At 61.0% G+C, this 22,270-nt stretch carries 19 protein-coding genes; 17 read left to right on the top strand and 2 right to left on the bottom strand.

Going from position 1 to position 22,270, the window contains the following annotated elements; genetic code table 11:
* Positions 1-85: 85 nt before the first annotated feature.
* Positions 86-580 carry a DUF1543 domain-containing protein gene (locus tag K5K89_RS14015; protein WP_071487993.1) on the bottom strand — a complete coding sequence of 165 codons (495 nt, stop codon included), beginning with the start codon at positions 578-580 and terminating at the stop codon, positions 86-88.
* 106 nt (positions 581-686) lie between these two features.
* On the opposite strand from K5K89_RS14015, the gene K5K89_RS14020 reads away from it, so the two are divergent.
* Positions 687-1,508: an aldo/keto reductase gene (locus K5K89_RS14020; protein ID WP_102592766.1), complete on the top strand. Its 822-nt coding sequence runs from the start codon at positions 687-689 to the stop codon at positions 1,506-1,508.
* Between the two features lie 52 nt (positions 1,509-1,560).
* Here the strand turns inward: K5K89_RS14020 and K5K89_RS14025 are convergent, their stop codons facing one another.
* On the bottom strand, positions 1,561-2,076 hold the full coding sequence (locus K5K89_RS14025) for an Hcp family type VI secretion system effector (RefSeq protein WP_025858362.1): 516 nt from the start codon (positions 2,074-2,076) through the stop codon (positions 1,561-1,563).
* 477 nt (positions 2,077-2,553) lie between these two features.
* Here K5K89_RS14025 and tssA point away from each other — a divergent pair, with 477 nt between their 5' ends.
* The 16 genes from tssA to K5K89_RS14105 are packed head-to-tail and all read left to right on the top strand — an operon-like array spanning position 2,554 to position 22,270.
* A complete protein-coding gene (gene tssA / locus K5K89_RS14030) occupies positions 2,554-4,107 on the top strand; it encodes a type VI secretion system protein TssA (RefSeq protein ID WP_222541645.1) in 1,554 nt (517 codons plus the stop codon).
* 32 nt (positions 4,108-4,139) lie between these two features.
* Entirely contained in the window at positions 4,140-4,637 is a 498-nt protein-coding gene (gene tssB / locus K5K89_RS14035; RefSeq protein WP_092244306.1) for a type VI secretion system contractile sheath small subunit, read from the top strand.
* 28 nt (positions 4,638-4,665) lie between these two features.
* Positions 4,666-6,141, top strand: a complete 1,476-nt coding sequence (gene tssC / locus K5K89_RS14040) for a type VI secretion system contractile sheath large subunit (RefSeq protein ID WP_071487989.1) — start codon at positions 4,666-4,668, stop codon at positions 6,139-6,141.
* Positions 6,138-6,557, top strand: coding sequence for a type VI secretion system baseplate subunit TssE (gene tssE, locus K5K89_RS14045; RefSeq protein WP_409996323.1), 420 nt, complete (start codon positions 6,138-6,140; stop codon positions 6,555-6,557). The genes tssC and tssE overlap by 4 nt, the downstream gene beginning before the upstream one ends.
* A complete protein-coding gene (gene tssF / locus K5K89_RS14050) occupies positions 6,547-8,334 on the top strand; it encodes a type VI secretion system baseplate subunit TssF (protein ID WP_222541646.1) in 1,788 nt (595 codons plus the stop codon). Before tssE ends, tssF begins: the two co-directional genes overlap by 11 nt.
* Positions 8,298-9,305 (top strand): type VI secretion system baseplate subunit TssG, encoded by a 1,008-nt coding sequence (tssG, locus tag K5K89_RS14055; protein WP_222541647.1) that lies wholly within the window; start codon positions 8,298-8,300, stop codon positions 9,303-9,305. The genes tssF and tssG overlap by 37 nt, the downstream gene beginning before the upstream one ends.
* A 12-nt stretch (positions 9,306-9,317) precedes the next feature.
* Entirely contained in the window at positions 9,318-11,750 is a 2,433-nt protein-coding gene (locus K5K89_RS14060) for an AAA family ATPase (protein ID WP_222541648.1), read from the top strand.
* Positions 11,747-13,282: a sigma-54 interaction domain-containing protein gene (locus K5K89_RS14065; RefSeq protein WP_222541649.1), complete on the top strand. Its 1,536-nt coding sequence runs from the start codon at positions 11,747-11,749 to the stop codon at positions 13,280-13,282. The genes K5K89_RS14060 and K5K89_RS14065 overlap by 4 nt, the downstream gene beginning before the upstream one ends.
* A 42-nt stretch (positions 13,283-13,324) precedes the next feature.
* Positions 13,325-13,456, top strand: coding sequence for a type VI secretion protein (locus K5K89_RS14070; protein ID WP_081049244.1), 132 nt, complete (start codon positions 13,325-13,327; stop codon positions 13,454-13,456).
* Positions 13,457-13,472: 16 nt separating this feature from the next.
* On the top strand, positions 13,473-14,639 hold the full coding sequence (tagH, locus tag K5K89_RS14075; RefSeq protein WP_222541650.1) for a type VI secretion system-associated FHA domain protein TagH: 1,167 nt from the start codon (positions 13,473-13,475) through the stop codon (positions 14,637-14,639).
* A complete protein-coding gene (gene tssJ, locus K5K89_RS14080; protein ID WP_222541651.1) occupies positions 14,636-15,130 on the top strand; it encodes a type VI secretion system lipoprotein TssJ in 495 nt (164 codons plus the stop codon). Before tagH ends, tssJ begins: the two co-directional genes overlap by 4 nt.
* A 1-nt stretch (position 15,131) precedes the next feature.
* Positions 15,132-16,460 carry a type VI secretion system baseplate subunit TssK gene (gene tssK, locus K5K89_RS14085; protein WP_222541652.1) on the top strand — a complete coding sequence of 443 codons (1,329 nt, stop codon included), beginning with the start codon at positions 15,132-15,134 and terminating at the stop codon, positions 16,458-16,460.
* A 4-nt stretch (positions 16,461-16,464) separates the two neighbouring features.
* Positions 16,465-17,328 carry a type IVB secretion system protein IcmH/DotU gene (icmH, locus tag K5K89_RS14090; RefSeq protein WP_071487980.1) on the top strand — a complete coding sequence of 288 codons (864 nt, stop codon included), beginning with the start codon at positions 16,465-16,467 and terminating at the stop codon, positions 17,326-17,328.
* A gap of 15 nt (positions 17,329-17,343) precedes the next feature.
* Positions 17,344-20,718: a type VI secretion system membrane subunit TssM gene (gene tssM, locus K5K89_RS14095; protein WP_222541653.1), complete on the top strand. Its 3,375-nt coding sequence runs from the start codon at positions 17,344-17,346 to the stop codon at positions 20,716-20,718.
* A complete protein-coding gene (locus tag K5K89_RS14100) occupies positions 20,685-21,428 on the top strand; it encodes a PP2C family protein-serine/threonine phosphatase (RefSeq protein ID WP_083351459.1) in 744 nt (247 codons plus the stop codon). The genes tssM and K5K89_RS14100 overlap by 34 nt, the downstream gene beginning before the upstream one ends.
* Positions 21,425-22,270 carry a serine/threonine-protein kinase gene (locus K5K89_RS14105; RefSeq protein WP_071487978.1) on the top strand — a complete coding sequence of 282 codons (846 nt, stop codon included), beginning with the start codon at positions 21,425-21,427 and terminating at the stop codon, positions 22,268-22,270. Before K5K89_RS14100 ends, K5K89_RS14105 begins: the two co-directional genes overlap by 4 nt.

The raw sequence follows: 22,270 nt of genomic DNA on the forward strand, positions 1-22,270 counted from the left end.
CGATTAACCGAGTGGCTCAGGTACAGGCCATGGCGCCGCCACGGGGAGCCATTCGATGAGTTGCGCATGCACTGTCAGGTAGGGTTCAGGTCAGGACGATGTAGTCGTTCTGCTGGATGACCGGTCGGTGCGGTCCCTGCACCAGGTGGATATAACGACCGTCCACCAGGTCGATGGGCAGGCAGTCGTCGATGTCCAGTACCCCATCGGTGTGGGCCTGGGACCAGTGACGCAGCATCTGTTGCTTGCCCTTGTTCGTGGCCTCCTGCTTATTGCGGGCGGCCACCAGGAGGTAGTGGTGGGCCTCGCCAAAGCTGTTGGCTTCGTAACCGCCCAGGTTGATGAAGTACAGGTGATGTGCGCCGGCGGCAGGGGCCAGGGGGCTGAGTTCGACTTTCCAGCCGTCGACGCCATCCACCGCCATCCACGAGTCGATATGCATGCCCTTGGGGCTGCCGAACCAGTCGGCACGCAGTTGCGGGTAGGCTGCTTCCAGCGTGTCCGCCACGGCAAACACCACATCGTGAACTTCAATTTTCGCCCGCGGGTGCTTACCCCCGAGCATGACGACAAACAGCATTGCAGAGACTTCCTGGCGACTTGGCAGAGGCTAACCATACTTCGATTGAACCCTTTTGTCCGACCAATGCCACACTGTTAATCCGCGAACTCATCAGGAGGTTGTCATGCGTACCATTGATCTGGCGGGCGTTCCCGTCCCTGTCATCGGCCAGGGCACCTGGCGCATGGGCGAAAATCCCGACCAGCACCGCGCGGAAGTGGCGGCGTTGCAACTGGGCATCGACGAAGGCATGACCCTCATCGATACCGCTGAAATGTATGGGGAGGGCGGTGCTGAAACGGTCGTCGGCGAGGCCATTCGTGGCCGCCGCGACCAGGTGTTCCTGGTGAGCAAGGTCTACCCGCACAACGCCAGCCACAAGGGCGTGCCCCGTGCCTGTGAGGCCAGCCTACAGCGCCTGGGCACCGACTACATTGATCTGTATCTGCTGCACTGGCGCGGCCAGTACCCGCTGGAAGAAACGGTCGAAGCCTTCGAACGCCTGCGCGAAGCCGGCAAGATCGGACGCTGGGGCGTTTCCAACTTCGACGTGGCCGACTTGCAGGAACTTGCCTCCCCGGCCTGCGCCACCAACCAGGTGTTGTACAACATTGAAGAACGCGGCATCGAATTCGACCTGCTGCCCTGGTGGCAACAGCACCACTTGCCCTTGATGGCGTACTGCCCGATCGCCCAGGGCGGCGAACTGTTGTCCAGCCCCACCCTCAAGCAGATCGCCCGCCGCCACGAGGTCACACCCGCCCAGGTTTCCCTGGCCTGGGTGTTGCGCCAGGACGGTGTGATCGCCATCCCCAAGGCCGTTACACCCGAGCACGTGCGACTCAACGCAGCCGCAGCCAAGCTGGTGTTGGATGAGCACGACCTGGACGCGATCGATCGGGTATTCGGCGCACCGAAACGCAAGCATCCTTTGGCGATGGTGTAGTTGCCGTACAGGCATGGCGCCTTCCCTGGCGCCGTGCCTGTGTCAAGCCGGTTTAACCTGCAACCGGGCTGCGCCAGTCATCCGACCCCGAAGTACCGGACACTTCGTGGGTCCACACGATCTTGCGATAGGTGAAATACACATCTTCCAGGTGAGTGAAATGGGCGTTGTCGGGGTCCTGGCAGTTGGGCATGCGTGACTGGATATCCACGATGGTCGCCCCCTCCAGTTCGATGGTGAAGTAATGCTCCTGGGTGCCGGCCGACGAAGTGCGCAGCCACTCCAGCCGGCACTTGACCTCTTCGCCGCTGGTCAATGCACTGAAGAGCAAGGGCGAGGACTTATCGAACACTTTGCTGATCATCAGGGGTTTATGGACGCGCTGACCTGTTGGCTGGCCTGACTGTGGGTCGCGGGGAATGATCACCTGATGAGAAAAAGCCTGGACCAGAATCTGGTCTTCATGGCCTTCCTGGTAAATGTTACCTACCGAGTCCTGGGTAAACGTGCCTGCCGTGATCAAACCTTGTTTTACACCGGTAATGGAGAGATACGCGGGTGTTGGCATGACGGGGTTCCTTGTCTGATTGATGAGTTCGTTCCAACCGATAAGTTTTTTCGGCTGGGCAAATGCCTATAACAAGAAACGTGCCTGAAAGTGCAGGCGCCAATGAAATCAGGGTGATGCTGTTGTATAAGGTCGAATATCCAGCGCGATAGGCTGCTACTGGGCTTAATTGCGCGTATTCGATTGCGCATGGGTGCGCATTTAGTTGCTCATATTGAACTGTTGATGAATGCTGAAGTTTGACGATTAGCTGATTGGCTATGCAGTGATAGGTGCGCAAAATCCTGCGCGCACCCTGTGGTAACTGGGTTTGTAGGAAAAGGACTAAGTGCAGTTCCATCGCTTGCTGAATGTTTTGGGCATGACTAAGGTTCGAGGAATTCGCAGGAAATTGCGAACTAAAGATCGCTGGCTGTCACGCAGTACTTGCGTGGTTAGTTGGTTTTTTTGTGGGTTTTTAGTTGTGTGTGGTGGCAAATGGTTTGTTCGGATGATCGGTATGATTATTATCTGGAAGTTGCGCGATCACCCTGTACGCAAACAAGTTTTGCGGGCAGCGATATGCGCTTTTCGAGTGAATATGAAGTGCTGGAGTCCGAGCTGGCAAAGGCACACTCGATTCATGCCGGCAGCCAGCCCGACTGGCACAAGGTGCTGGAAACCAGCGAGAACCTGCTGCGCCATCAGTCCAAGGATCTGCGGGTGGCTGTGTGGCTGACCTGGGCATTGCACCAGCGTGAATCCTACCCGGGGCTGCTGGCGGGGCTCGGGTTGTTGCGCTACCTCTGTGAGCATCAGTGGTCGGTGCTCTACCCGGAAAAACCGCGCACCCGCGGTGCCGCATTCGGATGGCTGGTGTTGCGACTCGAGCCGCTGTTCACGCAGGGCCTGGCGCTCCAGAACCAGCAGCCTTTGTTCCGCGCCTTGCTGGAGCACCTGGTGCATCTGGATGAGCTTTGGGCCGAGCACCTCGGGGATGATGCGCCGCTGCTGTTGCCTGTTCGCAGGCAATTGGCGCAGCGATTGGAGCGGGCAGTGCAGGACGATACCCCGGTGGCGGGATTGAGCGGAGTTATCGAGCAAGTCAAGCAGGCCGCCAGCCAATTGCGCAAGTCCGAAGCGGCGGTGGAGAGCGAAAAGGACGCCCACAAGGTGCTCCGTACCTTGCAGGAGCAGGCCCGCCCACTCTGTGCCTGGTGGCTGCGCCAGAGCGCCACCGACCTGCGTGCGTTGCGTTTGAGTCGGACACTGGCATGGCTGGCACTTGCCAGCTACCCGAATGCCGATAACGAGCAGGTGACCGCGTTGCGCGGGCCCGCTCCCGACAAGCTCAAACGTTATCAGGAGCGCTTTGCACAAGGCCATCACGCAGACCTGGTGCTTGAACTTGAGGCCAGTCTTGCCGGGGCGATGTTCTGGTTCGATGGTCTGCGCATGCTCTGGGAATGCCTGGTGGTCCTGCAGGCCGACCTGGCCATGACCGAGCTGGAAGTGACCTTCGCGCTGTTGCTGCAACGCTTGCCGGACCTGCCGGAGTTTCGCTTTCACGACGGCGTACCCTTTGCCGACGCAGCCACTCGCGACTGGATCTCCCAGCAGGTTGTCCGTCACCTGCACAGGTCCGAATTACCCGCAGCAGTGATCGATGCGAACGCCGAGCCCTGGGCAACCGCGTTGCAGGCGTTGACACCGCGGCTGCGTCAGGACGGACTCAAGTCTGCCATTCGAGAACTCAAGCAAGGCATGCAGGCCGCGCGCAGTGATCGCGCACGTTTTCATTGGCGGCTCGCCCAAGCGCGTCTGTGCATACAGGCGGGCAAGCATGAGCTGGCGAAGATCCAGCTCGAACAGCTTGACCATGAACTGCAACGCATGGGCCTGGAGCGCTGGGAGCCGGAGCTGGCCCTGGAAGTGACGCAGCTCCTGCACCGCTGTTGCGACCTGCTGCCACAAAACCATGCCGTGCGCGAACGCAAGGAAGACACCCATCGCAGGCTGTGCCTCTTCGATCTGGAAGCGGTACTTGAATAGGCTTTCGAGCCACTTGAAAAAGGAGAGACACCATGGCCAAAGAAGGTTCGGTAGCCCCCAAGGAACGTATCAACATCACGTTCAAACCTGCCATCGGCGGGGCGCAGGAAGAAGTCGAGCTGCCATTGAAACTGTTGGTGCTGGGCGATTTCACCCAGCGTGAGGATGTGCGCAAGCTCGAAGATCGCAAGCCCATCGCAATCGACAAGAACACCCTGGATGACGTGTTGGCCAAGCAGGCATTGAGCTTGACGTTGAGCGTGCCCAACCGTTTGCAGGAGGAGGCGGGCGTCGACGAGTTGGCCATTCAGGTACGCATCAACGGCATGAAGGATTTCAACCCTGCCAACCTGGTGGAGCAGGTACCCGAGTTGCACAAGCTGATGGCCCTACGTGAGGCACTCGTGGCGTTGAAGGGGCCATTGGGCAACACCCCGAGCTTTCGCAAGGCTATCGAGCAAGCCCTGGCCGACGACGAGTCCCGGGCACGGGTACTGGCGGAACTAGGGCTGGACAGCCCCGACGCCTGACATTTTCCAGTAAAAGGACACTGACCCCATGACGACACAACCGCATTCGCTGCCGGCACAACCTGCTGATCAGCACAGCATCCTCGATAACATCGTTGCCCAGACATTGCTGAGCGCCGACGACGACGCCTATGACATTGCCAAGCGCGGTGTATCGGCGTTCATCGAAGAGTTGATCAAGCCCCAGAACCGTGGCGAGCCCGTCAAGAAACGCCTCGTCGACCGGATGATCGCCGAGATCGACACCAAGCTCAGCCTGCAGATGGACGAGATACTGCACCATCCCGACTTCCAGGCGCTGGAAGCGTCCTGGAAGGGGTTGCAACTGCTGGTCGATCGCACCAACTTTCGCGAGAACATCAAGATCGAACTGCTGAACGTCTCCCGGCAAGACCTGCTGGAAGATTTCGAAGACTCGCCGGAAGTGACCCAGTCCGGGTTGTACAAGCACATCTACAGTGCGGAATACGGGCAGTTTGGTGGCCAGCCGGTGGGCGCAATTATCGCCAACTACTTCCTGTCCCCCAGCGCCCCTGATGTAAAGCTGATGCAGTACGCCGCCAGTGTGGCCTGCATGGCCCATGCGCCATTTATCGCAGCCGCCGGGCCGGCGTTCTTCGGCTTGGAAAGTTTCACCGGTTTACCCGACCTCAAGGACCTGAAGGATCACTTCGAAGGCCCGCAATTTGCCAAATGGCAGAGCTTTCGCCAAAGCGAAGATGCGCGCTACATCGGCTTGACCGTGCCGCGATTCCTGCTGCGCACGCCCTATGATCCGCTTGAGTGTCCAGTCAAGACCTTTGCCTACCAGGAAAACGTGGTCAACAGTCACGAGCACTACCTGTGGGGCAACACGTCCTACGCCTTCGCCACGCGCCTGACTGACAGTTTCGCGCGGTTCCGCTGGTGCCCGAACATCATTGGCCCGCAAAGCGGTGGAGCGGTGGAAGACTTGCCGTTGCATCACTTCCAGAGCATGGGGGAAATCGAAACCAAGATCCCCACCGAAGTACTGGTGTCCGACCGTCGTGAATACGAACTGGCGCAAGAAGGCTTCATCGCCTTGACGATGCGCAAGGGCAGTGACAACGCGGCGTTTTTTTCCGCCAGCTCGGTGCAAAAGCCGAAACACTTCGGGCTCAGCCCCGAGGGCAAGGAAGCCGAGCTGAATTACCGCCTGGGCACCCAGTTGCCATACATGATGGTGGTCAATCGCCTGGCCCATTACCTCAAGGTCCTTCAGCGTGAGCAATTGGGTTCATGGAAGGAGCGCACCGACCTGGAGCTCGAACTCAATAAATGGATTCGCCAGTACGTGGCCGACCAGGAAAACCCCAGCGCTGAAGTCCGTGGGCGACGTCCCTTGCGGGCGGCACGCATCGTCGTCAGTGATGTCGAGGGTGAGCCCGGTTGGTACCGCGTCAACCTGAGTGTGCGACCGCATTTCAAGTACATGGGCGCTGATTTCACGCTATCCCTCGTCGGCAAGCTCGACAAAGAATGAGCAAGGACCAGGAAGTGCACGGTTATCGAAGCCTGTTCGAGCGCCTCGAGCGTCCGGCGGCAACCCCCGCCAGTAGCGTGACATCTGTCGCGAACCACCTGGGGAAAATGCTCAGTATCCGTGCCGGCAGCGTTCAGACATTGCCGGACTACGGTATGCCCGACCTCAATGATATGAATCAGAGCCTGCATGAATCACTGAGTCAGTCACGTCTGTTGATCGAGCGCTTTATCCGAGCGTACGAGCCGCGCTTGAAGCAGGTAAAAGTGATGATGTTGCCACGGGATCATGACCCGCTGGCGCTTGCGTTCGCTATCGAAGCCACCCTGGTGGTCAAGGGTGTCGCTCAACCGGTGGTGTTTACCGCGCGGCTCTCTGATTCCGGCCGGGTAGAGGTCATGCCTGATGACCTTTAACCGTTACTACCAGAGCGAACTCAGTGCACTGCGACAGCTCGGTCGACGTTTCTCCGAGCGCAATCCGGCGCTTGCTCCCTTTCTTGCGGAGGCGGGTCAGGACCCGGACGTAGAGCGGTTACTGGAAGGCTTTGCGTTTCTCACCGGGCGCTTGCGTCAGAAACTGGATGACGAGCTTCCAGAGCTGACGCATTCGCTGATGCAGTTGCTCTGGCCCAACTACATGCGTCCATTGCCGGCGTTCAGCATCCTGCAGTTCGATCCGCTGAAACACTCAGGCCCTGGTGTGTGGGTCGCGCGCGATACACCGGTTGAAAGTGTCGCAGTCAATGACGAACGATGCCGCTTTCGTACCTGCTACGCCACTCAGGTTCTACCGTTGCAACTGAGTGCGCTGGACTACAGCGCCCAGGCTGAGCGGGGCAGTTTGAGCCTGCGGCTGGAGATGAGTGCAGAAGGCAACTTCAGTGAGTGGAACGTCGATCAGCTACGTCTGCATCTGGCGGGGGATCGCTACATCAGCCAGGCGTTGTACCTGAGTCTGTTGCGTCATCTGGAGGGTATCGAGTTGCTGCCTTTCGGTCGGGATGGCTTTCCGGTCAGTGGGGAGGATGGGCAGGCGATATCGCTGCGTCTGGAGGCCGATCAGGTTCAGCCGGTAGGGTTCAGCGAGGAGCAGGCACTGATTCCGTATCCAGCGAATACTTTTGGCGGCTATCGCCATCTGCAGGAGTACTTTGCCTTTCCCGACAAGTACCTGTTTGTCGACGTGGGAGGGTTGGGAGTACTGCACCGATTACCTGGCGAACTGCTCAAGCAGGTGTGCGGCGTAGTGATGCGCTTCCGATTGGGCAGGCCATGGCGAGAACCCGGGCAGCCCACTCTGGATAACGTGAAGCTGTACTGCACCCCCATCGTCAACCTGTTCAAGCATGACGCGGTACCTATCCGCCTGGACGGAAAACAGGACGAATACCTGCTGATCCCTGGTGAGTACTCACGTGGTAACGCCAGTGTATTTTCCGTAGACAGCGTCACGGGTTGGCACCCCGGAGGGCTGGGGTATCAGGCCTACGTGCCCTTTGAATCCTTCGAGCATGAGGGGGATACCGCGCGTTCCCAGGGACCGGCGAGTTACAGCATTCGCCAGCGGCCATCGGCGCAGCACACCGGGCTGGATACCTGGCTCGGGTTGGGCAGCGGTCTGGAGCTGGATCAGCAGACACTGTCGATCGAGCTGACGTGCACCAATCACAACCTGCCTCGACAGTTGCAGATCGGCGACATCAACCAGCCTTGCGAGCAGACGCCGCAAGGGCTGTCGTTTCGGAATATCTGCGCACCGACAGCCAGTTTTACTCCGCCTCTGGACCAGGACTTTCTCTGGCGGCTGATCAGCAACATGTCGCTCAACTACCTGTCGCTGACCGACATCCATGCCTTGAAAGTGATCCTCGAAACCTACGATTTGCCGCGCTACCACGATCGCCAGGCGCAGAAGGTCAGCGAGCGGCGATTGGGCGCGATGCGCTCGGTCAGCCACACAGCAGTCGACCAATTGCTCCACGGCTTGCCGATTCGAGGGTTACGCATCGACTTGACCATCGATCCCCAGGGCTTCCTGGGGGAGGGCGAGGTGTTTGTGTTCGCCTCGGTGCTCAACGAATTCTTCGCGCTGTACGCCAGCCTCAACGCTTACCACGAACTTAGAGTCATCAGCACACAAGGAGACGTGTACCTATGGTCACCACGGATGGGCCAGCAGCCCCCGCTTTGACACAACTGACCCGGGTCATCCGTGAGTACTCGCTGTTTCAGGCGGTCCTGCGGGTCATCAAGCGTCTGCGCGATGCCCATCCGTTGCTGGATGACGACACGCTGTACGACTTGCTTGAGTTCCAGGCCAACCCGGGCCTGGGTTTTCCCGGTCACGATATCGACCGGGTGGCGTTTTTTATCGAGCACGGCCAGTTGCGTGCGCGTTTGCGTCTTAACGTACTGGGCCTGTGTGGTGCGGGTTCGCCATTGCCAGCGTTTTACGCTGAGCAGGCGTGCGCCGATGAATTGGGTGCCCATGCAACCCGGGACTTCCTCGACGTGTTCCATCACCGTCTGCAACGGCTGATGCTGCCGATCTGGCGCAAATATCGCTATCGGGTGTGTTTCCAGGCAGGCGCCCGTGATGCCTTCTCCGAGCAGATGTTTGCGTTGATCGGGTTAAGAGGGCCGCAGGTCCGCAGCGCCACGCAACTGAACGGCAAGCGACTGTTGCCCTACCTGGGGTTGCTCAGCCTGCGGGTGCATTCTGCGGCCTTGATCGAGACGGTGCTGCGTTACTACTTCAAACACCGCCGTTTGTTCGTCGAGCAATGGGTCCTGCGCAGCGTGATCATCGCCGAATCACAGCGAAATCGGCTTGGCGCCGCCAACAGCACCCTTGGCCATGACCAGGTGCTGGGCAGCCAGGTGGCTGATCGCAACGGCAAGTTCAGGGTGCATCTGCAGGGGGTGGGGTGGGACCGATTCCATGGTTTTTTGCCGACCGGCGCGGACTACCCGCTGCTGTGTTCGTTGGTGCGCCTGACGGCGCGGGACCCTTTGGACTATGACGTGCGTCTGGTCATGGCCAAGGAAGAGATCCGGCCGCTGCACATCGGCGAACACAACGTCTGCCGCCTCGGCTGGACCAGTTGGCTGGCGCATGAATGCGCCGACGGTGTGGTCATTGTGCCAGGCAACGCTTATTAGGGATGAATCAGGATGATGACTGTGGACCTGCAACAACTTATCCAGGCATTGACCCCCCAGACCCGCAGAGACCTGGAGCGTTCCGCCGAGCGCTGCGTCATGCGCGGCGGCAGTGAAGTGCTGGTGGAAGACCTGCTGTTGACCCTGCTCGAGCATCGCGATGGCCTGCTGGTGCGGGCGCTGAAGGATGCCGGTATTGAAACCGCAGAACTGCAAGCCACGCTGCAACCCAAGGGGGAGGCCAGTGCGTCACGCAATCCGGTGTTTGCCCAGGCACTGGTGCAATGGCTGCAACAGGCTTCGATGGTTGCTCATTTGGAACTGCGACACATTGAAATCGATCACGGCGCCCTGTTGCTGGCGCTCTTGCGCCATCCGCGGCAGCACGCGGGCAGCGCCTATCAGGTTTTTCTGAGCCGGCTGGATGCACAGCGTGTGCAGGCGTTCGTGTCGGATCAGGCGCCTCGTACAGACCCTGCGCCGCAGGGCGAATCAATGCTGGAGCGCTTCACTCACGACCTGACACGCCAGGCCCATGAAGGGCGTATTGACCCGGTGTTATGTCGTGACGTTGAGATCGGCCAGTTGATCGACATACTCATGCGTCGACGCAAGAACAACCCAATCCTGGTCGGTGAAGCCGGAGTGGGCAAGACAGCCGTTGTCGAAGGCCTCGCGTTGCGTGTGGCCACTGCACAGGTGCACGAGTCTCTCAGGGAGGTGCGGCTACTGACCTTGGACATGGGCCTGCTCCAGGCCGGTGCCAGTATCAAAGGCGAGTTCGAGCGACGCCTGAAGGGTGTGATCGATGAGGTCAACGCCGCGGTGAAACCGGTGATCCTGTTTATCGATGAAGCGCACACGCTGGTGGGGGCGGGTGGGCAGGCGGGTGCGCCCGATGCCGCCAATCTGCTCAAGCCGGCGCTGGCTCGCGGCGAGTTGCGCACCATCGCTGCAACGACCTGGACGGAATACAAGAAATACTTTGAAAAAGACCCGGCATTGGCGCGGCGTTTCCAGCCTGTTCGGGTCGGAGAACCCAGCGTCGAGCAAGCGATCTCGATCCTGCGCGGATTAGTCCCGGTGTATGAGCGCAGTCATGGTGTTTACGTGCGCGACGATGCGGTGGTCGCGGCGGCGCAGATGAGCGCCCGTTACTTGGCCGGGCGTCAGTTGCCCGACAAGGCGGTAGATGTGCTGGATACCGCTTGCGCTCGTTTGAGCACTCGCCGGGAGACCGCGCCTGAGGCGTTGCAACACCTTTATGCAGAACAGGCGGCGGGGGCGCGGCAGCGTCAGGCATTGAGCCGAGACCGGGACGAAGGCTTTCCCGTGGACGAACAGACCTTGCACGCGCTGAACCTGCGGATGGAGGCGCTGGACGGCGAGCGCCTGGACCTCGAGCAACGCTGGCTTGCACAGCAGCAAACCACGCAGCAGGTGTGCCCCCGCCTGGTGGCTCAGGTCATCAGTGCATGGACGGGGATCCCGGTTGAACAACTGGCACTTGAGCACAGTGAACAGGTACTGGGTTTTGCCGATGCGCTGCGCCTGCGCATTCTCGGCCAGGAGCAAGCGGTGCAGGCCCTGGACCGCAACCTGCGTGCCGTTGCTGCGGGGCTCAACAAGGCTGATGCGCCGGTCGGCGTATTCCTGCTGGTCGGCCCCAGTGGCGTGGGCAAGACTGAGACGGCGCTGGCCATTGGCGACCTGCTGTATGGCGGTGAGCGCTTCGTCACCACCCTCAACATGTCGGAGTTCCAGGAAAAACATTCCCTGTCTCGGTTGATTGGCGCACCGCCCGGTTATGTCGGTTTTGGCGAGGGTGGCGTGTTGACGGAAGCTGTGCGCCAACGCCCGTATTCGGTAGTGCTGCTCGATGAGGTCGAGAAGGCCGACCCAGAAGTGTTGAACCTGTTCTACCAGATTTTCGACAAGGGCCTGGCCAATGATGGAGAAGGGCGGGAAATCGACTTTCGCAACACGCTGATCCTGATGACGTCCAACCTGGGCAGTGAGCGCATCGGGCAATTGTGCGCAGGTGGCGGACGACCTGACGTGCGAACGCTGCATGAGGCGATCCTGCCGCAATTGCGGGACCACTTCAAAGCCGCGTTATTGGCCAGGATGCGTGTCGTGCCGTATTACCCGGTCACGGGTGACGTCCTGCATGACCTGGCAAGGCTCAAGCTCGAACGCCTGGGGCAACGCTTGAGTCTGCGCAGTCTGGCATTCAGTTACACGTCGGAGCTGGTTGAACACATGGCCGAGCGGTGCGCCCACGATGACAGTGGCGCGCGTTACGTCGATCAATGGATCGAGCTGCATTTGTTGCCGCAGGTGGTCGATCGGCGGTTGCAAGCCATGGCCCGAGGTGAGCCTGTGTCACAGGTCCATGCCCGGCTGGCGGCTAACGGCGTTCCAACCTGTGAGTTCAGCCAATGAGGGAGGATCGGCTGCTCACCCTGCTGCCCCGTTCGGCGGTCTGTGCCGATGCGCTGCTTGACGGGTTCATCCGCCTGGGCAGCGCGGACGACGCAGCCACTCTCCCCGGTTTGTGTGTCGCCGCAGCGGCGCGACTGAGCGAGTGTGACCTCAGCCAATGGTACTGGCGCAACGAATCCACTGGCCGGCTTGAGCTGATCGCCCAGCATTTGCAAGGCATGCCTTGCCCTGGCGATCCGGCCTGTACCAAGGATTTCCAGCATGAACAGGTGCTGCACTACGTGCTCAACCAGCAAACTGCCCTTAGCCTGGAAGAACACTCAGGCAGCATGTACGAGTACGGTTTCCTGCCGGTCATGGGGGCCCCCTGGCAAGCGTTGTCATGTGTGCCGTTGTTTGACCGAGGCAAGGGCATCAAGGGGGTACTGCTGTGTGCCAGCCAGCATCGGAAAAACCTGCAGGGCTACACCGCCGCCTTGAGCCAGTTGGGCAGCCTTGCCTTGATGCAGCGCGCTTTACTGCAGTGTCAGTGTGCCACTGGATGTGTTGCCCAGCCCCAGGCTTACATGCCGGCGCCACGTTCAGCGTACGGGTTGATCGGCAGCAGCATGGCTATGGACGAGACGTATCGTTTGATCGGCAAGGTCCTGCATACCCCCTACACCGTGTTACTGCGTGGCGAGACCGGTACAGGCAAGGAGGTCGTGGCGCGGGCGATCCATTCTGCGGGGCCGCGCAGGAGCAAAGCATTTGTGGTGCAAAACTGTGCGGCGTTTCCCGAAGGGCTGCTGGAGAGTGAGCTGTTCGGTTACCGCAAAGGTGCTTTCACAGGGGCCGAGCGTAACCACGCCGGGCTGTTTGACAGCGCGGACGGCGGCACGCTGCTCCTCGACGAAATCGGTGATATGCCGCTGTCGCTGCAGGCTAAATTGCTGCGGGTCTTGCAGGAGGGCGAAGTGCGTCCGTTGGGCGCCAGTACGGCCCACAAGGTGGATGTACGCATCATCGCCGCCACCCACCGTGACCTCGCCACCATGGTCGCCCAAGGCAGTTTTCGCGAGGACCTTTACTACCGGCTTGCGCAGTTTCCCATCGAACTGCCGCCCCTGCGTGAGCGTGACGGCGATGTGTTGCTGTTGGCGCGGGAGTTCGCGCATCAAGCCTCTGCTGACCTCGGGCGTGTGCCGGTGCAATGGTCGAGTGCAGCCCTTGATCAACTCTCGGGTCACGCCTTCCCCGGCAATGTCCGCGAACTCAAGTGCCTGGTGGAACGTGCGGTGCTGCTCTGTGACGACGGTGTGATCCTGCCGGCACACCTGTCCTTGCCGGTGCCGGCTGCCACCGGGGCAGTCGATGCGACGCTGCGCCAACGCCTGGAGCGGGTAGAGCGGGTATTCCTGATCGATTGCCTGCACAAGAACCGTGGCAATCGCACCCGTACCGCTCGTGAGTTGGGCGTTGCGCGGCGCACGCTGCTTTACCGCCTGGCGCGCTTGAAAATCCCCGTGGGGGACGCCCGCGAGGAGTGTTGAGCAGGGAACGTGCGGGCCGCTTATTTTCATGGGAGATACCTGATGCCTTTTCATCCGTGGCAAGCCCTGGTGCTTGCGCTGTGTTTGTTGAGTGGCTGTAACGCCAATTATGTCTTTGATGACGCCGACTACCGTCCGTTGGGTGACCCCCACGCGACTCGTCGTGGGCACTGAACAGGGGGCTGCTGTCATGCAATTGATGTTTGAACTCTGTAGCACCGCAAACGGGGAGCCGCCTGAGCGCAAGACATTTGACGGTGTCGGTGGCGTGATCGGACGTGGGTCGGGTTGTGACTGGGTGCTCCCGGATGCCAACCGTCTGATTTCCAGTCACCACGCTCTGGTCAGTTTTAGAGAGGGCCGCTATTTCCTGACGGATATCAGCAGCAACGGTATCGGTGTGTCGGGCAGTATGGAGCGCCTGTGCAAAGGACAGGCACGGCTCATCAGTGACGGCGATGTGTACCAACTGGGGTTGCTGGATATCCGTGCCCGCCTGGTGTTGCAGGCAGGGCAGGGTTTTGCTCGGCAAGACACGATTCCAGACGACGCGTTCCTGGGGCTGGATCCTGTCGACGCATTGGATCGCGAGGTACGGCTCGGCAATTCCTCGGCAGAGCTGGACGCGTTGGGCACAACGCCACAGGCACCTTTCGAAACCTTGCGTCAGGGCACGGTGGAGCACGATCACCTGGTCGTGCCGCAATGGGCTGAGCCGGCCAGAGACGTCGTGTCACCTGTCACACCACCACCTGCAACCTCGGAAGCATTCTGGGCGCAGTTCGCCCACGCATTGGGCATGCAGGTGGACGCGCTTGATACGCCGGGGCGCGAAGCCCTGGCGATCAAGGTGGCGGGCCTGTTCAGGCAAACCCTCGCAGGGTTGCAGCAAAGCGTGCGAACCCGCGATGAACTCAACAGTGAGGTCCACGGCTTACTGGCGGTTCCGCTGCTCAATACCCGCAACCCGTTGAAAGACTGTGCCGACAACCATGCCGCCCTGGCGTTTTTGCTCGGCGCCGATGAATCCTGTCAGTTCTCTGCCGAGCAAGCGGTCGATCAGGCGTACCGAGACTTGCAGGTTCATCAACTGGCTCTGGTCGTGGCCTGTCGGGCTGCCATACGCGGTGCATTGGCGGCCTTTGCGCCTGGGCCCTTGCTGCTGCGCTTCGAACGTGACGGCAAGTCACCCAGGTTCTTCAGCGATGGCGCCCATTGGCGGGCCTACCAACGTCATTATCGGCGACTGACTGAGGACGAGCCCCTGGATGAGCAGGTGCTGCGTCATGATTTTTGCAAAGCCTACGAGGAGCAGGTACGCCTGGTCTCCACCCTTCACGCGGGGTACGCAGGATGATTGGCCGGTCTCGGATCGCGGTTTCATTCACGCTGCTACTGCTGGGGGGGCTGGCGGGATGCAGCACCCTTTCACCTTATTCCACCCTGACCAAGCTGGACCTGACTCTGACGGCCAGCGACGAGGTCAATCCCGACCTTCACGGCCGCCCCTCGCCAGTGGTGGTGCAATTGCTGGAGCTGCGGCATCCGGTGGCCTTTGAAAACGCCGATTTCTTCAGCCTCTACGGCCGGGCCGAGCAGGCACTGCCCAAGGATTGGGTCAGCGGCGAGGAACTGGAACTGCGTCCCGGCGAACGGCTGGCGCTCAAGCTGAGTGTCGAGCCGCGCAGTCGCTATGTCGGCGTGCTGGCGGCCTATCGTGACTTGCCCCATGTGCAATGGCGATGGGTGCTGCCTTTGGCTCCCGGACAGTTGACCCGTGCCGACATCGTGCTGGACCAGACGGGTATCCGGATGGCGGCACCTCAACCTGACAGGACGGAGGACTGAGATGCAGATCCACAACGTTATCTGGCAAGAGGGCATGCTGCTGAGGCCCCAACACTTGCAGCACAGCGACCGCTACTACCATCGGCAACTCAACCACACCCGGCTGCTGAGCAGTGATGCGTGGGGTTTCCTGAGCCTGGAAGTCGATGTGCAGTACCTGAACCTGGGCAAGATTGTGGTGAACCAGGCCACCGGAGTGCTACCGGACGGCAGCCTGTTCGAGCTGAGCGGCACCCTGGAACCGCTGATGTTGCAGGTGCCTGCCAATGCAGGCAGACAGGCTGTGTACCTGGCGCTGCCGCTGGCGACTGACAATCAGGTTGAGGTGCGTTCGAAGGAGCAACGCGATGTCCTGGCGCGCTATGTTGCCTGTGATACAGAAATCGGTGACTCCACTGCCGGGGTCGACTCCCGTTGCCAGATCAAATGCGCGCGCCCGGACTTGCGCCTGATGCTGGGCGAGCCGCCCGGTGACGCGTTCTACGTTAAACTCCAGGTTGCCCGGGTGGTGGATTCGACCCAGGACGGCGGCGTGAGGCTGGATGCGGATTTTGTACCAACGTTTATCTACCTTCAGGGCTCGGGGTATGTGGCGTCTTGCATCAACGAAGTCACCAGCCTGCTGGCGACCCGTGGCGATGCGATTGCAGCGCGCATCCAGGGAAACGGCGCTAGCGCCAGCGCACAGGTCGGCGACTTTTTGATGCTGCAGTTGATCAATCGTGCGGAATTGAGATTGCGTCACTACCTGAGCCAGACCCAGGTGCGGCCGGAGGTGGTGTATCGGGAGTTGCTGTCGATTTTCGGTGAGCTGTGCACCTTTTCCAACGACAGCAAACGGGCGCAATTTCCGGCGCAATACCGGCATGGCGATCAGGGCGCGAGCTTTCGTGGATTGATGGAAGGCCTTCGTGCGGCGCTGTCGCTGGTGTTGGAACAGCAGGCGGTCGAGTTGACGCTGCAACCACGGCAGTACGGGGTGCTGGTATGCCCGGTGAGCGACCTCAAGTTACTCGGTACGGCCACCTTCATCCTGGCGGCCACTGCCCAGTGCGATACGGAGGAACTACGTCATCGACTGCCGGCCCATCTCAAGATCGGACCGGTGGAGCGTATCCGCGAACTGGTCAACCTGCAGCTGGCCGGGATCAAGGTCAAGCCGTTGCCGGTAGCGCCGCGGCAGATCCCGTTTCACGCCGGCAAGACCTATTTCATGCTCGAACTCAGCCTCCGTGACATTGCGCAGTTGGAGCAATCAGGTGGTTTCGCCTTCCACGCCAGCGGCGAGTTTGCCGAGCTGGAACTCAACTTCTGGGCTATCAGGAACTGACGTCATGACTATGGACAGTGAATACCCGCAAGACGAAAGAACCGTGTTGCTTGACCGTGAGGGTCTCGGACCGGCGCACGCAGCCGTTACGGACTTCCCGTCGCCGCCACGCTTCGAGCAACTGGAAGACCGCATGATCTATTGCGCCCAGATGCAAGGCATACGGCACTTCAAGAGTGGCCCCAACGTGCTGTTGACCGCGGCCTGGGAACTCTTGCTGCAAGTGGTCCAACTCAAGGCCAGCCCCGGCCGGGAAAGCCTGCCGGCACTCAATGAGGAGTTTTCCTCGGGCATCAACGCGTTCGAGGCCTATGCCTTGTATCTGGGGGCCGAGAACAGTCAGGTGATGTCGGCGCGTTACGTACTGTGCAGTGTCATTGATGAAGCCGTGGTCACTACGCCGTGGGGCGGCCGTAGCGACTGGTCGAAGACCAGCCTGCTCAGCCGTTTCCACAACGAAACTTTTGGCGGTGAAAAATTTTTCCAGCTGCTTGAGCGTTTGTCCCGTGACCCCGTCAAGCATGTGGCCCTGCTGGAATTGATGTACCTGTGCCTGTCCCTGGGGTTCGAAGGCCAATACCGTGTCATGGAGCGGGGAAGGGCGCAGCTCGAAACTGTACACGACGCGGTGTATCGCCAGATCAGGCATGTGCGCGGTGATCAGCCGCCGTTAACCCTTGTATCCGGCGCCGGCGTGACCTCTCAGGCACGGATACGCATTGTCTCGGCTACCTGGGCCGCAGCCTGCGTGCTGGCGTGTCTGCTGGTGGTGTATTCGGGGTTCGCCTGGATGCTGGGCCAGGAGCGCAGGGCGACGTTGCACGCTTTCCAATCTTCGCTGGCAGAGCCGTCTCGGACGCCCTTGTAACGCTGGGAGCAATGAATGAACGCATTCTTCAGACGCGTGGGCAAGGTGCTGCGCGAGAGTTGGGTATGGAGCCTGTTGTTGGTGCTGGCCGGTGCGCTGCTGGTGTGGTTTGTCGGGCCGTTGCTGGCGGTAGACGACTACCGTTTCTGGCAGGGTTCGACGGCCCGTTTGTTGACCATCAGCGCAATGCTGCTGTCATGGGGGGTGGCGATGGTGGTTGTGGGGGCACGTCGCTCCGCGCGTTTGGATCAGCCTGGGCAGCTGGAACATCTTCAGCAGCAGGGGTTGATCAATGACGAAGTGGTGCAGGTGCGCAGGCGCTTCAAGGAAGCGCTGCAAACGTTGAAAACCTCACACCGCTACGTCGAGCGCAATGAGCGTTCGCGCCAGGAACTGCCCTGGTTCCTGTTGATTGGCGAGCAGGGCAGCGGCAAGACCGACTTGCTGGCCGCTGCCGGGTTGCCGGCGGGGCTCGACCGGACGCACGCGATGCCGCCAGGCGCCACCTCTTACTGTGACTGGTGTTTTGCCGACGACGCGGTGGTGGTTGAGATGGCCGGTCGATACCTGAGCCAGCCCGACCACAGTGTCGATGCAGCGGGATGGTCGACAATGCTGGACATGCTCAAGTCATGGCGCAGGGCACGGCCGCTCGATGGCGTGGTGGTGACGCTGTCAGTCGATACGCTGCTGCGCAGCAACGAACACGACCTGGAGCTTCACGCGCGCCATGTGCGTAACCGCTTGCAGGACATCCAGCAGTCACTGCAGGTAGATGTGCCGGTTTATCTGGTGCTGACGCAGCTTGATCGGCTGGCCGGGTTTGCCGAGTTCTTTGATGCGCGGCAGGGCGATGCCGCAGAAGGCTGGCTGGGTGAGCGCCTGGTGTCAGGCATGGCAGGCACTGATACCGCCGAGGTGCGCGAAACATTCGACGCCTTGTTGCAACGTGTGGGGGCCGAGCTGATCCCGCGCTTGCATCAGGAGCGCAACCTTGAGCGCCGAGGCCGCATGCTGGGCTTTCCTCAGCATCTCGCTCGCCTGGGCGAGTTCGTCTGCCTGTTTATCGAGAGTGCGTTTGCCGCCCATCGCTATCAGCGAATCAACGGCTTGCGCGGGTTCTACCTGACCTGTGCGAAGACAGGTGATGTGCGTGCCCATTTTGCCCAGGGCCTGTTCAATCGGGTGATTTTTGCCGAGGCCGGTCTTGCCGGGCTGCGTACCCCGGAGCGACAGCGCATACGTCGACGCCACGGGTTGATGGCGCTGGCCGCCTCATTGGTTGTGGGTACGGCCGGGGCGCTGTGGGCGCACAGTTACGCATTCAACTATCAGCGGCTGGTGCAACTGCGGGAGCTGATCAACCCCAAGCCTGTAGGCCAACCCGAAGCGGACGCCAGCCTGGCGTTGCTCGCGCTGTTGGACAGTCGCCTGGCGGCCACGGAGGTGTTTCCACCGGCGGCGCAGGTACCTTGGGTTGAGCGGGGCGGCTTGTATCAGGGCGAGTTGAGTCGGCCATCATTGAACAGCGCCTACGAACAAGCCCTGCATCAGCAATTGCTCCCCTACGTGACCCTACGGCTCGAACAACAGGTACGTGACAGCCTGGGTGATCGCGAGCAGTTGCTGGACAGCCTTCGCGCTTACTTGATGCTCAACCTGCCCGAGCGACGTGATAAGGCCTGGTTGGCCGAGCAAGTGGCGGGGCTGCGGACTGTTGGGTACATCGAGGATGCATCGACACACAAACGCCTGAACGAACACGTTGCACGGCTCGTTGAACAGGGTTTTTCGGCCCCGCTGAATGATGAGTTGGTCGCCCAGGCCCGTCTGGTGCTGCGCGGCGAGCCAATGGTAGAGGTGGTCTACCGGACACTGCGCGAGCAAGCGCGGCACCTGGAACCCTTGCGCCTCGCCGAAAGCCCGGCGTTTTCGAGGGTTGAGCCCCCCATCCCGGGTTTCTATACCCGTAAATACCTGCAGTTTTTCGAGAGCCAGGGGCCACAGTTGGTCAATGCCATCGCCCAGGATAATTGGGTGCTTGGGGAGGCCGCAGACCTCAGTGTCGTGGACTTGCGCAAGCTGATGCTGGCGCTGGAACAGCGTTACTTCAGCGAGTACGCCGACATCTGGAGTGATGCGCTGGGTCGAGTCAGGCTGCTGGAAAGCGACGACCTGAGGCACGATGCGCAGCAGCTTGCGAACTTGACTTCCGCCCAGTCGGCGCTGGTGTTGCTGTTGCGGCAAGTGCGTGAACACACGCGACTGCTGCCGACCCATGAGCGGTTTGGAGCGGTGAACCAGCAGGTCGCTGAGTTGGGCACGCCGGTGTCCGGCTTGCTCACCCGAGCCTTGCCGCGCCAAACACCGCCGGATACTGCCCGGCGCGCATTGCTGCGTCGTTTCGAGCCCTTGCACCAATTGCTGGATGAAGAGCAGAACCCGACGGCCGAGCTGACCCAGGCCTTGCGCCTGTTGGATGAGTTGCACTTGCAAGTCTCGACACTGAACCGTGACAGTTCGCCCGAGCACGCGGCATTCAAGATGGCCCGGCAACGCATGGATGGACAGCAGCCGCTGTTGGGTAACCTGCGTGACGCTGCTGCTCGCTTGCCGCAGCCGCTCAAGGGCTGGTTGGACGGGATTGCCGAGCAAACCTGGCGCCATCTGCTTGATGACGCCTATGGGTATGTGAACCAGCGTTATCAGAGTGAGGTGTATGGCTTTTATGTGAAGGCGATCCGGCACCGCTACCCCTTCAATGCCGACGCCGGCAGCGATGTTGCCCTGGGTGATTTCCAGTCGTTCTTCAAACCACGGGGGGTGATGGAGCACTTCTATGACAGCTACCTGCGGCCGTTCGTCAGTGTCGAGGGGAGCCGCTATCGTTTGCGTGGCCTTGAGGGCCGCAGCTTGCCTGTTTCACGTTCGTTGCTCGACCAGCTGACACGCGCGCAGGTCATTCGCCAGGGGTTCTTCAGCGCAGACCAGGGGAATTGGGCCGTTCTGTTCACGCTGGCGCCCTACAGCCTGGACCAGGCCGTCAACCGTGCGACGCTGCGGGTGGGCGATCAGCAATTGGAATACCGTCACGGTCCCATCGTGCCCATGGCGTTCCATTGGCCGAGTGATGCGGACAATGGGCGCAGCAGCCTGGTACTGGAGCGCGGTACCGAGCGACCGCTGGGCATTGAAAAAGACCGGGGAGCCTGGTCGTTGTTCCGGCTTTTCGAACTGATGCAAAACGAGCCGGCCAGCGGCAGGGATGCACAGATACTCAAGGCCGACCTGGCCGGCCTGCGTGCCAACTACCTGCTCACCAGCCAACGCAGCCCCAGCCCGTTCCAGATGGCCACATGGCGCGGCTTCCGCCTGCCGGAGCAGTTGTGAACCGCGCGCACCCTTGGCGAAGTGCTGGCCGCACGGCGCAAGGCAAGCGTCGTGCGCGTAACGAGGATGGGTTCCTCGATTGCCCGCAACGCGGTTGCTGGGCGGTCGCCGATGGAATGGGAGGGCACCATGCTGGGAATGTGGCCAGTCAACGGGTGGTCAGCAGCCTCGCGGCGCTGCCAGGCCAAGGCAGCTTCGACCAGCGGGTCGAGGCCGTCCAACGCTGCCTGCGGGGGCTCGACAGCCAGTTGCAGGCGGCCGATGGCCTGGCACGCGTCATGGGCAGTACGGTGGTTGTCCTGTTGCTTGAGCGCGACCGCGCGGCGTGCGTCTGGGCAGGGGACAGCCGATGTTATCTCTGGCGAGGGCAGCGTTTGTATCAGCTGTCCAGGGACCACTCCCTGCAACAGCAACTGATGGACAAACAGCATGTGAGCCTGGAACTGGCCCGCGCTCATCCAGACGCCCGCGCCTTGACTCGTGCCATTGGTGCCGGAAAACCGCTGAGTCTGGAGATACTGGAACTGCGTCCCCATCCAGGCGATGTGTTCTTGCTGTGCAGTGATGGCTTGTACCAGGGGCTCAGCCACCGGCAACTGGGGCGTGCGATGAATGCCGGCACGCCCGGGCAGGTAGTGGAGCGGTTGTTCAGCGACGTGTTGCGTGGACCTGCGCTGGATGACCTCACTGCGGTGGTGGTGCAGCCATGAACGCCGCAGCCGGTCCGCCGAACCTGCTTGCGGGACGCTACCAGCTGGAGCGAATTCTCGGTTCAGGGGGCATGGGGGTGGTCTATCGTGCCCGGGATCTGCTGCATGAGGCGTTTGGCGAACCGGACGCGCGCGTGGCGCTGAAGTTGTTGGGTGAGACGCTCTGTGCGTCCACCGACGCCCACGTGTTGCTGTACAGCGAGTTCGCCCTGACCCGGAGCCTGCGACATGAACATGTGGTCCGGGCCTTTTCTTTCGAGGTCGACACGGCGCACCAGCTGGCATTCTTCACCATGGAAGTAATGCCCGGCCTGACCCTGGACCGCCTGCTCCCGGAATGCCCGCAAGGGATGGCGTGGCAGGCGCTGCAACCCATCGCCCTGCAACTGCTGGATGCGCTGGCCTACACCCATCGACAAGGAGTGCTGCATGGCGATGTGAAACCGGCGAACATCATGGTGGGGGAGCAGGGGATACGGCTGTTCGATTTTGGCCTGGGGCATGCTGAAGCGCAGGCAAGGGCCGGATTGCCCGGCTTGAGCCGCAGTCGCCTGAATGCCTGGACTCCTGCGTATGCGGCGCCGGAGCTGATGGCCGGAGGGCTTCCCTCACCCCGTGCCGATCTGTACGGGGTTGCCAGTGTGCTCTATGAGTTGGCCGAAGGACGGCGCCCCGGCGAACGTCAGCAGCATCAGCCGCTGCCGAGGCCGAGGCAGTTGCCCAGGCATTGCTGGCCTGCAGTGTCTTCGGCTCTGGCGATGGATCCTGAACAACGCACGGTGTCGGTCGCCGAGTTGCGCGAAGTGCTGGGCTGCGGGCGCCGTGTCTGGTTCCTGGGGTAG

This window comes from Pseudomonas sp. DR208, assembly GCF_019823005.1.
Classification (GTDB): Bacteria; Pseudomonadota; Gammaproteobacteria; order Pseudomonadales; family Pseudomonadaceae; genus Aquipseudomonas; species Aquipseudomonas extremorientalis.

Excerpts from the sequence above, each read along its gene's own strand:
- K5K89_RS14065 (WP_222541649.1), top strand. The coding sequence starts at position 11,747 with ATGAGGGAGGATCGGCTGCTCACCCTGCTGCCCCGTTCGGCGGTCTGT.
- K5K89_RS14060 (WP_222541648.1), top strand. The coding sequence starts at position 9,318 with ATGATGACTGTGGACCTGCAACAACTTATCCAGGCATTGACCCCCCAG.
- icmH (WP_071487980.1), top strand. The coding sequence starts at position 16,465 with ATGACTATGGACAGTGAATACCCGCAAGACGAAAGAACCGTGTTGCTT.
- K5K89_RS14025 (WP_025858362.1), bottom strand. The coding sequence starts at position 2,076 with ATGCCAACACCCGCGTATCTCTCCATTACCGGTGTAAAACAAGGTTTG.
- tssM (WP_222541653.1), top strand. The coding sequence starts at position 17,344 with ATGAACGCATTCTTCAGACGCGTGGGCAAGGTGCTGCGCGAGAGTTGG.
- tssE (WP_409996323.1), top strand. The coding sequence starts at position 6,138 with ATGAGCAAGGACCAGGAAGTGCACGGTTATCGAAGCCTGTTCGAGCGC.
- tssG (WP_222541647.1), top strand. The coding sequence starts at position 8,298 with ATGGTCACCACGGATGGGCCAGCAGCCCCCGCTTTGACACAACTGACC.
- tssC (WP_071487989.1), top strand. The coding sequence starts at position 4,666 with ATGACGACACAACCGCATTCGCTGCCGGCACAACCTGCTGATCAGCAC.
- tssJ (WP_222541651.1), top strand. The coding sequence starts at position 14,636 with ATGATTGGCCGGTCTCGGATCGCGGTTTCATTCACGCTGCTACTGCTG.
- K5K89_RS14015 (WP_071487993.1), bottom strand. The coding sequence starts at position 580 with ATGCTGTTTGTCGTCATGCTCGGGGGTAAGCACCCGCGGGCGAAAATT.
- tssK (WP_222541652.1), top strand. The coding sequence starts at position 15,132 with ATGCAGATCCACAACGTTATCTGGCAAGAGGGCATGCTGCTGAGGCCC.
- K5K89_RS14020 (WP_102592766.1), top strand. The coding sequence starts at position 687 with ATGCGTACCATTGATCTGGCGGGCGTTCCCGTCCCTGTCATCGGCCAG.
- K5K89_RS14070 (WP_081049244.1), top strand. The coding sequence starts at position 13,325 with ATGCCTTTTCATCCGTGGCAAGCCCTGGTGCTTGCGCTGTGTTTGTTG.
- tssA (WP_222541645.1), top strand. The coding sequence starts at position 2,554 with ATGGTTTGTTCGGATGATCGGTATGATTATTATCTGGAAGTTGCGCGA.
- tagH (WP_222541650.1), top strand. The coding sequence starts at position 13,473 with ATGCAATTGATGTTTGAACTCTGTAGCACCGCAAACGGGGAGCCGCCT.
- K5K89_RS14100 (WP_083351459.1), top strand. The coding sequence starts at position 20,685 with ATGGCGCGGCTTCCGCCTGCCGGAGCAGTTGTGAACCGCGCGCACCCT.
- tssF (WP_222541646.1), top strand. The coding sequence starts at position 6,547 with ATGACCTTTAACCGTTACTACCAGAGCGAACTCAGTGCACTGCGACAG.
- tssB (WP_092244306.1), top strand. The coding sequence starts at position 4,140 with ATGGCCAAAGAAGGTTCGGTAGCCCCCAAGGAACGTATCAACATCACG.
- K5K89_RS14105 (WP_071487978.1), top strand. The coding sequence starts at position 21,425 with ATGAACGCCGCAGCCGGTCCGCCGAACCTGCTTGCGGGACGCTACCAG.